At 58.6% G+C, this 12,050-nt stretch carries 9 protein-coding genes; 3 read left to right on the top strand and 6 right to left on the bottom strand.

The annotated features are described in order from the left end of the window. Nucleotides 1-117: 117 nt before the first annotated feature. The 5 genes from MJP36_RS18380 to MJP36_RS18360 form a co-directional block, all read right to left on the bottom strand. Entirely contained in the window at nucleotides 118-1,095 is a 978-nt protein-coding gene (locus MJP36_RS18380; RefSeq protein ID WP_104993479.1) for an NAD(P)-dependent oxidoreductase, read from the bottom strand. Continuing rightward, on the bottom strand, nucleotides 1,092-2,384 hold the full coding sequence (locus MJP36_RS18375; protein ID WP_244383699.1) for an MFS transporter: 1,293 nt from the start codon (nucleotides 2,382-2,384) through the stop codon (nucleotides 1,092-1,094). The genes MJP36_RS18380 and MJP36_RS18375 overlap by 4 nt, the downstream gene beginning before the upstream one ends. A gap of 83 nt (nucleotides 2,385-2,467) precedes the next feature. Beyond that, entirely contained in the window at nucleotides 2,468-3,412 is a 945-nt protein-coding gene (locus MJP36_RS18370; RefSeq protein ID WP_060757080.1) for a sugar kinase, read from the bottom strand. Next, nucleotides 3,405-4,187 carry a sugar phosphate isomerase/epimerase family protein gene (locus MJP36_RS18365; RefSeq protein WP_244383698.1) on the bottom strand — a complete coding sequence of 261 codons (783 nt, stop codon included), beginning with the start codon at nucleotides 4,185-4,187 and terminating at the stop codon, nucleotides 3,405-3,407. Before MJP36_RS18365 ends, MJP36_RS18370 begins: the two co-directional genes overlap by 8 nt. 67 nt (nucleotides 4,188-4,254) lie before the next feature. Further along, nucleotides 4,255-5,268 carry a LacI family DNA-binding transcriptional regulator gene (locus tag MJP36_RS18360; protein WP_279613725.1) on the bottom strand — a complete coding sequence of 338 codons (1,014 nt, stop codon included), beginning with the start codon at nucleotides 5,266-5,268 and terminating at the stop codon, nucleotides 4,255-4,257. 259 nt (nucleotides 5,269-5,527) lie between these two features. Here MJP36_RS18360 and MJP36_RS18355 point away from each other — a divergent pair, with 259 nt between their 5' ends. The 3 genes from MJP36_RS18355 to MJP36_RS18345 all read left to right on the top strand — a co-directional run bounded on the left by MJP36_RS18355 (nucleotide 5,528) and on the right by MJP36_RS18345 (nucleotide 11,456). Continuing rightward, the gene (locus MJP36_RS18355) at nucleotides 5,528-6,775 is read left to right on the top strand and encodes a hypothetical protein (protein WP_060757077.1); all 1,248 of its coding nucleotides are present in this window, start codon (nucleotides 5,528-5,530) and stop codon (nucleotides 6,773-6,775) included. 130 nt (nucleotides 6,776-6,905) lie between these two features. Then, on the top strand, nucleotides 6,906-8,909 hold the full coding sequence (locus tag MJP36_RS18350; RefSeq protein WP_244383697.1) for a hypothetical protein: 2,004 nt from the start codon (nucleotides 6,906-6,908) through the stop codon (nucleotides 8,907-8,909). A 282-nt stretch (nucleotides 8,910-9,191) separates the two neighbouring features. Further along, nucleotides 9,192-11,456, top strand: a complete 2,265-nt coding sequence (locus MJP36_RS18345) for an autotransporter outer membrane beta-barrel domain-containing protein (RefSeq protein WP_060757075.1) — start codon at nucleotides 9,192-9,194, stop codon at nucleotides 11,454-11,456. A 63-nt stretch (nucleotides 11,457-11,519) separates the two neighbouring features. Here MJP36_RS18345 and MJP36_RS18340 read toward each other — a convergent pair whose 3' ends face one another. After that, nucleotides 11,520-11,981: a hypothetical protein gene (locus tag MJP36_RS18340; RefSeq protein WP_060757074.1), complete on the bottom strand. Its 462-nt coding sequence runs from the start codon at nucleotides 11,979-11,981 to the stop codon at nucleotides 11,520-11,522. Between the last annotated feature and the right edge of the window lie 69 nt (nucleotides 11,982-12,050).

Below are 12,050 nucleotides of genomic sequence, written 5' to 3'. Positions count from 1 at the left end.
CTTGCTCCCGATAGCGGTGGGTCATTCAGTAAATCAGTGACTGGCCCACCGCTATCGGGAGCAAGTCGAATCGTCGCACCGCCCCTCCCACAATTGCTCTCTTTTTTGTGTCAGAGGCTATGGCTTCCACGCCCCCGGGTTCACCAGGTTCGTCGGCTTTTGCCCGGCCAGCGCCTGCAACAGATTATCCACCGCACACTTGGCCATCGCCTCGCGCGTCTCTTGGGTTGCCGAGCCGATATGCGGCGTGGCGACCACGTTGTTCAACCGCAGCAACGGCGACTCGTGATTGAGCGGCTCACGCTCGAACACATCCAGCCCCGCCGCCCGGATGGTGCGCTGCTGCAAGGCTTCGACCAACGCCGCTTCGTCCACCACCTTGCCCCGCGAGATGTTGATGAAGATCGTCTCCGGCCCCATCCGCCTGAATGCTTCGGCGCCAATCAGCTTCTCGGTTTCGGCGGTCAGCGGCAAGGTCAGGCAGACAAAGTCAGCCTCTTGCAGCAAGTCGTTCAGGCTGCGGTACTGCGCGCCGAAACGCTGTTCCACCTGCGGCTTGGGCGAGTGGCTGTGGTAGATCACCGGCATGCCGAAGCCGAAATGCCCGCGCTGCGCCAGGGCTTCACCAATGCGCCCCATGCCGATGATGCCCAGGGTTTTGCCGTGCACGTCGGTACCGAAGTGCGCCGGGCCGATGTTCTTGTTCCATTGGCCGGCGCGCACCATGTCGGCCAGCTCGACCACCCGGCGTGCGGTGGCCAGGATCAACGCAAAACCGGTGTCGGCGGTGGTTTCGGTGAGCACGTCCGGGGTGTTGCTGAGCAGGATGCCGCGCCGGGTCAGGTAGTCGATGTCGTAGTTGTCGACCCCCACCGAGACGCTGGCCACCGCTTCCAGGTAGGGCGCCAGGTCCAACAGTTTGGCATCCAGGCGCAGGCTGGCGCCGAGCAGGCCATGGGCGCTGGGCAACGCGTCGCGCAGTTTGGCCAGGCCCGTGTCGTCCAGCGCGTCGATCAGCGTGACATCGGCCTGTTCATGCAGGCGAGCCATCAGCGGCGCGGAGAGTTTTTTGTACAGCACAACAGACTTTTTCATGAGGTTTTGACCTTCAACTCCAGGGTTGGCGCCCGTACGCGATCGCTGGCGCCGGGCTTGAGGAAAATCGTCAGCACCACCGACAGCAGCAACGCGCCGCTCATCAGCAGGTACGAGGCGCCGGGCGAGCCGGTGCTGCTATTGAGGTAACCCACCAGGTACGAACCACCGAATGAACCCAGCGCGCCCATGCTGTTGATCAGCGCCATGGCGCCACCGGCGACGTTGGCCGGCAGGATTTCCGGGACGATGGCGAAGAACGGACCGTAGGGCGCGTACATGCAGGCTCCGGCGATCACCAGCAAGGTGTAGGACCACCAGAAATGTTCGGCGCCAAGCGTGTAGGAGCCGTAGAACGCGATGGAGGCAATCAGCAACGGTGGCCACACAAAGCGTTTACGCTTTTGCAGTTTGTCCGAGCCCCACGACACCACCAGCATGCCGATCACCGCCGCGAGATAAGGCAGGGCCGACAACCAGCCGGCCTCGACCATATCCATTTTCAAACCCGCCTTGAGGATCGACGGCAGCCACAACACAAAGCCGTACACGCCGATGCTCCAGCAGAAAAACTGCAGGGCCAGCACGATCACCTTGGGCGAGCGGAAGGCTTCGGCGTAGTTCTTCACCGCCTTGATGCCCACCTGCTCGGCGGCCAGGGCGGTTTCCAGATCCTGTTTCTCGTTATCGCTGAGCCATTTGGCATCCTTGGGCCGCTCATCGGCCAGGCGCCACCAGATAAAAGCCCAGATCACCGCCGGCAAACCTTCGATGATGAACATCCAGCGCCAGCTGAAGTGCTGCACCAGGTAGCCCGAGACCACCGACATCCACAGCATGGTCACCGGGTTGCCGAGGATCAGGAACGTATTGGCGCGCGAACGCTCGGCACGGGTGAACCAGTGGCACAGGTACACCAGCATCGCCGGCATCACGGCCGCTTCAACCACCCCGAGCATGAAGCGGATGGCGATCAGCATATAGGCGTTGGACACCACGCCCGTCAGCGTCGCCAGGCCGCCCCACAGGATCAGGCTGACAAAGATCAGCTTTTTAACGCTGCGCTTCTGGGCATACATCGCCCCCGGCACCTGGAAGAAAAAGTAGCCCAGGAAAAACAGCGCGCCGAGCAGCGACGACATTCCGGGGGTAATCATCAGGTCTTCGGCCATCCCGGAGGCGGCGGCGAAACCATAGTTGGCGCGGTCCAGATAGGCCAGGCTGTAGGTGATAAAAACGATCGGCATGATGTACCACCAGCGGCGGGTGGCGAGTTTCACGGTATCCATGGTGTTGCTCCTGAGCTTGTTGTAGTTGTTGCAACAGGTTGTGGTGTGCGGGCTTGCCCCGCGCCGGGCTGCGGCGCCTTTGCTCAGCTCGCCTTCTGTGCCAGCGGTAGGTCTGCCCTGAACGGCAAGCCTTCCATATCGCCACGGCTCTGCACGGCACGGCTGCCGATCCAGTTACCGCGCTGCACGGCCTCGGGGAAACTGAGGTTTTCCAGCAGGGCACTGACCATGCCGACGGCGAAACCATCGCCGGCACCGACGGTATCCACCACGGTTTCCACCGGCACGGCGGCGATGAAGCCTTGGTCCATGCGGGTCCGGTAGTAAGCCCCATCCGGCCCCAGCTTGATGGCCACGGCCTCGGCGCCCTGGTCCAGGTAGAAGGCGGCAATATCGGCCGGGTCATCAAAGCCGGTGAGCAAACGGCCTTCGCTCAAGCCCGGTAATACCCAGTCGGCCAGGGCGGCGAGGGCATTGATCTCGCGGATCATCTGCTGCTCGTCGGGCCATAGCGATGGGCGCAGGTTCGGGTCGAACGACACGCTGCGCCCGGCCTTGCGCATTTGCATCATCAACTCGCGGGACAGTGCTCGCGTGGCGTCGGACAAGGCCGCTGGAATGCCGGTGGCGTGCAGGTGGCGCGCTTGCAGCAATGCCGGTTGGATGGCCTCGATAGACAAGTGGCTGGCCGCCGAGCCTTTGCGAAAGTATTCGACCTGGGGATCGGCGCCGCCGTCTTCACGGGACTTGAGTTGAAAACCGGTGGGGTGCAGCGGGTCGACCGCTACGTGGCGGCAGTCCAGCCCTTCTTTTTTCAGGCTGTCGAGCACAAAACGGCCCAGGGAATCATTGCCCACCCGGCTCAGCCAGGCCACGTTGAACCCCAGGCGCGACAGGCCGATGGCGACATTGCTGTCGGCCCCGGCAATGCGCTTGTGAAACTGCGCCACCTGCGCCAGGTCGCCGGTCTGTTCGGCGACGAACATCGCCATGGTTTCACCAAACGACAGGATATCGAGCTTAGACATGGGCATTCTCCAGACGGGGCTGGCCAAGGGTGGCGAGGGCGGCGACCTGCTGGGCGGTGACCTGGACCAGGTCATCGCCTTGCAACGGAAATTCCACGGCCCGCGTAATACCTTGGGTCATGTGCTTGAGCAGTTGTTCCCACAAATGCAGGTCGGTGGGGCCGGGCGGCAGGGCGACGAGCTTGCCGTCCTGGCGACGGGCCACGGCTTTGCAGTGCAGGTAGTCCACATGCCGGCCGAGCAGGCGGGCGGCGGTGAGGGCGGACTGGTCCTGCCACTGCCAGTTGCCGATGTCGAAGGTCATCTTGACCGGCAGGCCGAGGCGCTCCACTTCACTGAAAAAGCGTTGCATCGGCTCGATACGCCCACCGTGCAACGTCTGGTCGTTTTCCACCAGGAGCCGGACCGGGTGACGGCTGAGCAGGGCGTGCAGGCTTTGCAGGTCGTTGGTGTCGGTGAAGTAACCCAGGGACACCTTCAACCAGCGCGAACCGAAAGCCAGGGCGCGATCCAGGGTCGCGGCCAGTTCCGCATTGGGCTGGGCGCGACCGGCGACCCAGAGTTCCAGGGGCGATGAGAACACTGATTCCAAATGCTGCTGCGCCGCTGCTTGCGCCAGTTCGCCCGGTTGCTCGTCGGTCAACAGTTCTTCGCGCCATTCGATGCGTTGGGCGCCGGCAGTGCTGAGCACCTGGACAAAACTCAATTGGCCCTGCTGGCGTACCAGGTCGGCGCCGTAGCTGGAAAGGCTGATGGAGACGGGGTATTTATGCATTGTTGTGTACCTCTGAAACCGGTTTCATTTTTTGTGCAAGGAAGGTGCAAAGAAAGGTGCAAGACATTTAAAGGCGCCGAGTAGAGCCCCGCACGATCAACTCGGGCAGGAAGTCCAGGGTACGGGTGGGATCGGTGTCGCCGCGCAAGCGCTTGAGCAGACAGTCAAACGCACTGGCGCCGATCGCCTCGGTCGGCTGGGCGAGGGCGGTGATGCCGCTGCCCACCAGCGGATACCAGTCCAGGTCATCCAGGGCGAGCAGGCCAACGTCGTCGAACAGGTGGCAGCCCAACGCCTTGAGCGCACGGGTGCAGGCCAGCGCGGCGACGCCGTTGGCGCAGAACAGCGCCTTGGCGCCGGGCTTGGCGAGAAAGGTGTGCAGGTTGTTTTCCAGGGCGTCATCGAGCTCCAGCACTTTGCCGGTCAACCCCGGGCGGCGCTCGATCTCGGCAATGAAACCGGCCTGGCGCTCCAGGCGCGAGCTGGTGCCGTCGGCCGCTTCACTGACCATCAACACGTCGCGGTAGCCCTGCTGCTGCAGATGCTCGAGCGCCATGTGCACGGCGGCCGGGTTATCCAGGCCCACCAGGTCGCTGTGCAGCGGTTCGACCTTGCGGTCGACCAGCACCAGGGGCATTTCCCGTTGCAGCTCCAGCAGTTGGTCGAGGTGATGGCCGAGGGTGTTCACGATCAGCCCTTCGATGTTATACGAACGCAGCGCCGCCAGGTGCTGGCGCTCCTGCTCGTCATCGCGGTCGGTGTTGCACACCACCAGGCTGTAGCCGTGCCGGCGGCAGGCGGTTTCGACGCCATGCATCACCGCAATGGAATAGGGGTTGCGGATATCCGCCACCAACATGCCGATCAGGCGTGTGCGGCCACGTTTCAGGCCACGGGCCATCTGGTTGGGGCGGTAGCCGAGGGCTTCGATGGCTTGTTCGATGCGCAGGGCAATGGCATCAGAGAGCAGCGCGCGGTCATCGCCGATAAAGCGCGACACGCTGGCCTTGGAGACCCCGGCGCGCTCGGCGACGTCGAGCATGGTCACGCGGCTGCGCTGGGCGGCGGAAAATGAAGTCACGGCAGAACCTTTCTTATTGGATTTGGTGTTTCACTGAAACCGGTTTCAGAAAACACTAGTCAACCGGCCTCGTCAAGAATTTCTTGGTGATGGCTCTGTCGTCAGACGCTGAAAAGCGGACGAATGGCGCTGCTACCTGTGAAATCTGACAGTATCAGCCGGCGTAAAGGAGGTGTTCAATTGCACCAACAGCGCCTGAGCCGTCTGAGTTTTTAGACAAAAAGGCGCATCGAGAGTGATTGAGTTGCGGGAGGTTTCGATGACCACTTCCAATACAACCCAGCCGAATGCGAATGGTCCTTCGGGCCCTGGCGGTATCCTCGTGCTGGATAAGCCAAAAGTCGTCGATGCACTACCGGATGGGTTGATCCCCGCTAAATTTTATTTCGACGATTTGAAGATGTTGCTTGAAACGCCTTGGGCGGTTTTACCCGCTACAGGCAGGTTCCAATATGTGATTTTTGAGTGGGCTGTCCATGGCGCCAGACCCGCCGATACCCCCCCGTTCGAACTGGTTGGCCCGCTGACGGATGCCGACTTTCCCATATCGCTGACGATTCCTCGGGCCTTTTTACTGAGCAGCGCTGTCGTTGATCTCAGGTATCGGATCCATAACACCCGGCCAGATAGTCCCAGCGTCGATACCTCTGAAACGGTGACTATCAGAATCGACCGCGATGCCCCTGGTGCTGGCGCGTTCCTTCCTCCTGCGATTTTCCCGATAGATCCGATAACTCAGGACTACCTGGACAACAATCCCATGGTGCCCATGGAAATCCCTCCGGGCTATCGAGGACGTGAGGTCGGTGACAAGGTACATATGTATTTTTCTGACCTGAATATGCTGCCAACGGGCTTGCCGACACTGACCTCGCTACCGCTGACCAGTGCCAATGGCCGCATTTTTGTAGAGGTGCCCAACGACGTGTTCCGCAGGTTCCCGGGTGCTCTCTGGCTGTTCTGTTTTTATCGTCTGGAGGATCGTGCCGGAAATGTGAACCCGGAATTTTCACAGGTGGCGCGGGTCGGGCTGCAAACCGACCTTCCTCCCATCATGTACACACGCCCCCGGTTTCCCCAATCCGAGTCCCACCCCAACCGGTATTTGACCTGCAGCACTCAGCCGCCGATTTGGTTAGGGGTCGAGGTGCACATTCCCCCCGATCCGAACATCCTTGATGGGGATTTGATCACGCTCAGGTTTCAAGGGTATGGCCAATACCCTGATGTCAATCCAGACCCCAACATTGTGGAAACCCTTGAGCATTATTGGGACGCGGGAGGGGATGCAGCCGGCTTCAACTTCTGGATCCGTGATGTGGAACGTCTGATCCGCCCATTGAAAGAGAACGCAGGTGGAGAGGCTAGCTATTTGGTGTCCAGAGCGGGGGCGATCATAGGCCGCTCCGCCTCCAGGTTCGTGCAGTTCGACCGTGTGGTGCTGACGTCGCCACCGCCGCCCGACCCCATCTACTGCTGGATTGACGGTAATGGCCCCGAGCCTTGAGCCGAGTCATCCCAGCGCATGAATGTTGGGCTACATCGCTCTGATGGATGTTTTTTCGAGTCAGCGTGGTTGGCTGAATGCCATCGACGGGAGCGAGCGTGTCTGTTTAAAACACCAAGGAGAGACCGAAATGACTAAAAAACGTGGTTCGACTACTGCACCTGCGCCTTTGGTTCTCAATGCGCCTACGATCGTTGAAGCGCTGGATGATGCAACCGGCCTTATTCCTGCGTCGGTTGCACCTGTAGGTATTAACGTGGAATTGAGTACGGGGGTAGCGTCAAGGAACACCGATTGGATGAGCATCGAGATTCGCGCTACTGATGTGATTCCGCCCACGTGGGTCACCTTGGTAGCGCCCTATCAACTAACCGCCATTACCCCCCCGGTTCCGCCCGTTATCAACAGGTTCGTGCCCGCGCCGGCACCCCAGTTTCGACACGGTTTCTACGAGCTTAGAAATACCCAGTACCGTAATCAAGCGGGCATACCGGGAACCCCCGTCGACAGCTCCAATCCGGGGGCATTTCGGGTCGATACCATTGCGCCTTATGCCGTTGAGTCATCCCGTGAGCAACCGGATGTTCCGGAGTTTGTCAACGCGCCGCCGGGCACCGTGATCAACAATGCGTTCCTGATACAAGAAGGTGGCCTGGAGATCCGCATTCCAGCGAACGGTTATCCCTCGCAGCCGGGGCAATTCGAAGAAGGGGACAGGTTTTTTGTTTACTTCAGTCCGGTAATGGACCCGCGTCCCGAGCATTTGGTCAGCGATCCACTAGGGATACATATGCTGACTACGGGGGGCACTTTCTTCCTACCGGCCGCTCAGATAATTTTGAGTGGTTTGTACTATGTTTTCTACACCATCCGTGATCGGGCCGGTAACGTCAGCCGCCCTTCGTTCAATGATTTTCGTACCGTTGCACTGCTTGACGATCCCCAGCCATTGCCAGTCTTCATTCCATTGGCGCGCGCCCCGCTCGACGGCAGCACCGATGATCTGCTCGATATTGCGGATTATGTGCAAGGTATTGACGTTCATATTGAAGAGTACCTTCATCATGCGATCGGGCTGGACAGGTTCGAGTTGCAATGGGGTACGCAGCCATATGGGACGCAAACGCCAGCGCTTAGCGGATTTGACGTTATCTTCAGTAATATGAACGACGCGATCAAGGCCGCATATACCGCAACACTGGGGCCGCAGACTGTGATCGTGCGCTATCGTATCGACCGAAATGGCGTTCTCTTTGACTCTCCCGACAAAACCGTGCGACTTGATTTGTCGGTGGAAGGCCCGATTCTTCCTGGCACCCTTGAACCGGGAGATGTAAACCCTGGACTGCAACTGGCACAGGTGTATGGTGCGGTTTCGACTCCCGAGTTGAATACCCTGCGCATCGTCGACGCGAATCAACCTGTCACGATTGTGATTCCGCTCTGGACCGTTGCAGCGGCGCCCCATGCGAACAACAGGTTTTTCCTGTTCTGGGGCGTCACCCGAGAGCGCGTCGGGCCTTTTAACCTCAGTACCCTGACGCCCGGGGCGGATGCGACGTTCACCATCCCGTGGGACGTAGTGGCTAGACATGGTAATGGCATGCAGCCGGTCAGCTACGTAGTCACCGGCCCCGGCACCACTAATGAAAACCCATCGGGTGTTACCACCGTCAACGTGATCGATGCCGTGACGGAGATATTGCAAGCTGCTCAATTCCGGCATCTTGATGCCAACGCTGAGTGGAGCTGCGTGTCCTTGCAGAGTCGTGGCCCTGGGGTGCCACCGACGCTCTTTGCCGAGCTTTTCATTCCAGCAGATCCAAGACTGGTGGTCGGTAATGATGTGAGAGTAACCGTGACTATTTGGAGCGAGGCCTTTGGTTTTCCACCGGGCCCATTCACGCAAGTCTTTACCCACCCATCGTTGAGCCAGGATGACGTGGATAATGGCTTCATTGTCGAAATTATTTACGGTGCATTCCTCAAGCAGTCTGTGATTGGGCCTTGCGAAGTGACCTACAGCACAGTGGTGAGCAGCGGAGCGACCGGTAACAGTGAACTGGCCGAGGTTTACTCGGTATTTTCCAATCCGGAGACCTACTGCGACGGTATGACTATCGTGAGACCTTAAGCGAGCTGTTCGTTGGAACCGTCAAAGGGAAGCGTCGCTTCCCTTTGACGTATCCGGCAGTTGGTAGTTGAAAATAGGCATTCTAGAAGCTGAGCTCGCAGGTTCACCTCGATCGCCTTATATTTCTGAAGCTATGTATTGCCCGCCGCTACATCCTGTTCAGATTAATCCTACATCCTTGGGTAAGTTCACTCAGTAATCTCTGCGCCGCACAGGTAAGGCTCCATTCCGAGGGAACGAGCCAAACCGTTTCAAAGGCACTAGCCCAGAGAGTGAAAACCTATGTCCGTGTTAACCAACTTCGAGCTCAAACCCTTGAGCAAGATGATGAAAGTTCCAACTATTACTTTTCTTATGTTTGCCGCTTTTCAATCGAGCGCACACGCTGTTCAACTGATTGGCGAGTCAAAAACCATTGAGGCCGGTGAACTACCCAATGACTGGCAACTGGATATGAAGTCCGAGCTGACCGTTAATGGTGCCCGGGCACAGCATATTCTGGTCAACGATTCGGCGTTGATTGTCAATGCGGGCAGCCTGATTGATGATGTCCGTGCCACCCAGGGATCGTCCGTCAGCCTGAACGGCGCTACCGTCGATTCATCTCACGCTGTGTTCGGCGCAGTACGCCTGGATGACAGCAATGCTCTCATTCATGACAGCAACATCACTAGCCATACCACCGTAGGCCTGCAAACATTCCAGAGCTTCGACTCCGATAAAGGGGGCGTTGCCGAAGTATTCAATAGCACCATTCGTGGCCATATCGGCGGGGCGATGGCGGCGGGCAATAGTGAACTGCACTTCAGTCAAAACACATTGGTTGAAGGCACCGGCGCCGACAGTTTTGGCGTGTTTGTCGACAGGGCAACGGTCACTGCCAGCCAAAGCCGAATCATCGGCGGCAAAAACGGCGTGTTGTTCTCTGATGACTATGACGAAGGCGGCGTGGGTAAACTGGTGCTGGATAACTCCAGTGTCGAGGGCCGCAGCGGTTCCGCCATCGTGGTTAATGGTGAGCAGGGTTCGACCCCACGAGCAGAAATCGATGTGCGTAACGGCTCCACGTTGATCGGTGGCAACGGCACATTGCTGGAAGTTAACGGCGGCGCCACGGCGAGTATGAATGTCGACAACAGCCAATTGAAGGGTAACGTCATTGTCGAGGATGGCAGCAGCGCAGATTTGAAGCTGCAGAACCACGCCAGCCTGACCGGCCAATTGCAGAATGTCACCCGCCTGGATATCGGCGACCAGTCTTTTTGGGAACTCACAGGCGACAGCCAGGTTGGCGCACTGAGCCTGGCGGGCGGTACGGTGAAGTTCGGTCACACCGACGCGTTCTATCAGCTGGATCTGGACAGCCTCGACGGCAACGGCACCTTCGTCATGGGCACCGATTTCGCGCGTGGCGTCACGGACTTCCTGAATATCGAAGGCGAGGCCAAAGGCAATCATCGCCTGTTGCTCGCGGCCAGTGGTGCGGAACCGGTCAATCCGGAGGATATTCGCATCGTGCATACCGGCGGAGGCGACGCGCAATTTTCCCTGGTCGGTGATGTGGTCGACGTAGGTGCTTACTCCTACGGCCTGAAGAAGGAAGGCACTGACTGGTTCCTTGACCCGAACAACCGCGTGATAAGCCCAGGCACTCGCTCGGTACTGGCCTTGTTCAATACCGCACCGACCGTATGGTACGGTGAGGCGACCTCACTGCGTACACGCATGGGTGAGTTGCGTTTCGAGCCGGGTCAGGCGGGGGTGTGGATCCGGGGCTATGGCAATAAGTACAAGGTGGCCGACAGCACGGGTGTTGGTTACAGCCAGAACCAACAGGGCTTTACCTTGGGCGCCGATACTCCGTTGGCCGACAGTCAGTGGCTGGTGGGGGTAATGGCGGGTCACAGCACCTCGGACTTGAACCTCAAGCGCGGCACTTCCGGTAACGTGAAGAGCTACTACCTGGGTGCCTACGCGACGTGGTTGGACGAGGAAAGCGGTCTGTATTTCGATGCGGTCGCCAAGGTCAACCGGTTCCATAATGAGTCCAAGGTTGGGCTCAGTGACGGAACTTCGTCCAAAGGCAAGTACAACAACACCGGTGGCGGTTTGTCGGCGGAGGTCGGTCGCAACATCAAGTTGGACGATGGATTCTTCGTCGAGCCGTATGCGCAGATGTCCACCGTAGTCATCCAGGGCGGCAGTTACAGCCTGGATAACGGTCTGCAAGCCAAGGGCGAGCGCACCCGCTCGATACTGGCCAAGGCCGGTGCGACCGTGGGGCGTGACATCCAACTCGACAGCGGCAGTGTGCTACAGCCTTATTTACGGGCAGCGATGGTGCATGAGTTTGCCAATAACAATAAGGTTTCGGTCAATAACAATGTGTTCAACAACGATCTGTCCGGTTCCCGAGCAGAATTCGGTGCGGGTGTGGCTGTGAAGTTGTCGCAGAACCTTCAATTGCATGCCGATCTTGAGCACAGCAGCGGCGGTAAGGTTGAGCAGCCTTGGGGCGCCAACGTGGGGGTTCGTTACACCTGGTAATTACACGCTATGCAAAAACGCCCGTATCGAGAGATACGGGCGTTTTTGCATGTGGCATGACCATCAACTGGTCAGGTTGAAGTCGACTTCGACCAAATGTGGATTTCCGTTGGCATCGGCATCGGTAGTAGCATGCAATGTACCTCTGATTTTAATGACACCTGGGGCCAGCCCCATGATGATCAAATCGCCTTTAATGCCACTGACCGTATAGTGTGCCGTGGGCGATTTTACCGAGTACCAGACTTCAACGCTGGTAAATTCCTGCTCCTCCAATTTGATTACCTTGCCGACTTCAATACTATCGGGCACCTGAATAAATAGTTCTTTGATGGTGGCCGCGTTATCGGCATGCCGGGCATTGACTCTAAAGACCGCCAGCTCGTAATTGCGGGATAGGGTGGTGGTCTGAAAATGAACGGGAGCGGAATCGATACGTGCGTCGAAGGTACCCGACGCATTGATTCGTTTTGGGCCCAATGCCTTTTGTTGCTCGGGGGTTAAAATTTGCGCTTGTACAGTCATGATCGCTTCTCCATCGCGGGTGGTTGTGCGAATAACAGAGGCATCAGCGGCTCTGTCTGAAGCATGTAA

The sequence above is a fragment of the Pseudomonas palleroniana genome, from assembly GCF_022836895.1.
In the GTDB taxonomy this organism is placed as follows: Bacteria; Pseudomonadota; Gammaproteobacteria; order Pseudomonadales; family Pseudomonadaceae; genus Aquipseudomonas; species Aquipseudomonas palleroniana.
The sequence above is the reverse complement of the archived record's forward strand: the minus strand, read 5'-3'. Positions and strand labels throughout refer to the sequence as shown.

Coding starts and splice junctions, on each gene's coding strand:
- MJP36_RS18380 (WP_104993479.1), bottom strand. CDS start 1,095: ATGAAAAAGTCTGTTGTGCTGTACAAAAAACTCTCCGCGCCGCTGATG.
- MJP36_RS18375 (WP_244383699.1), bottom strand. CDS start 2,384: ATGGATACCGTGAAACTCGCCACCCGCCGCTGGTGGTACATCATGCCG.
- MJP36_RS18370 (WP_060757080.1), bottom strand. CDS start 3,412: ATGTCTAAGCTCGATATCCTGTCGTTTGGTGAAACCATGGCGATGTTC.
- MJP36_RS18365 (WP_244383698.1), bottom strand. CDS start 4,187: ATGCATAAATACCCCGTCTCCATCAGCCTTTCCAGCTACGGCGCCGAC.
- MJP36_RS18355 (WP_060757077.1), top strand. CDS start 5,528: ATGACCACTTCCAATACAACCCAGCCGAATGCGAATGGTCCTTCGGGC.
- MJP36_RS18350 (WP_244383697.1), top strand. CDS start 6,906: ATGACTAAAAAACGTGGTTCGACTACTGCACCTGCGCCTTTGGTTCTC.
- MJP36_RS18345 (WP_060757075.1), top strand. CDS start 9,192: ATGTCCGTGTTAACCAACTTCGAGCTCAAACCCTTGAGCAAGATGATG.
- MJP36_RS18340 (WP_060757074.1), bottom strand. CDS start 11,981: ATGACTGTACAAGCGCAAATTTTAACCCCCGAGCAACAAAAGGCATTG.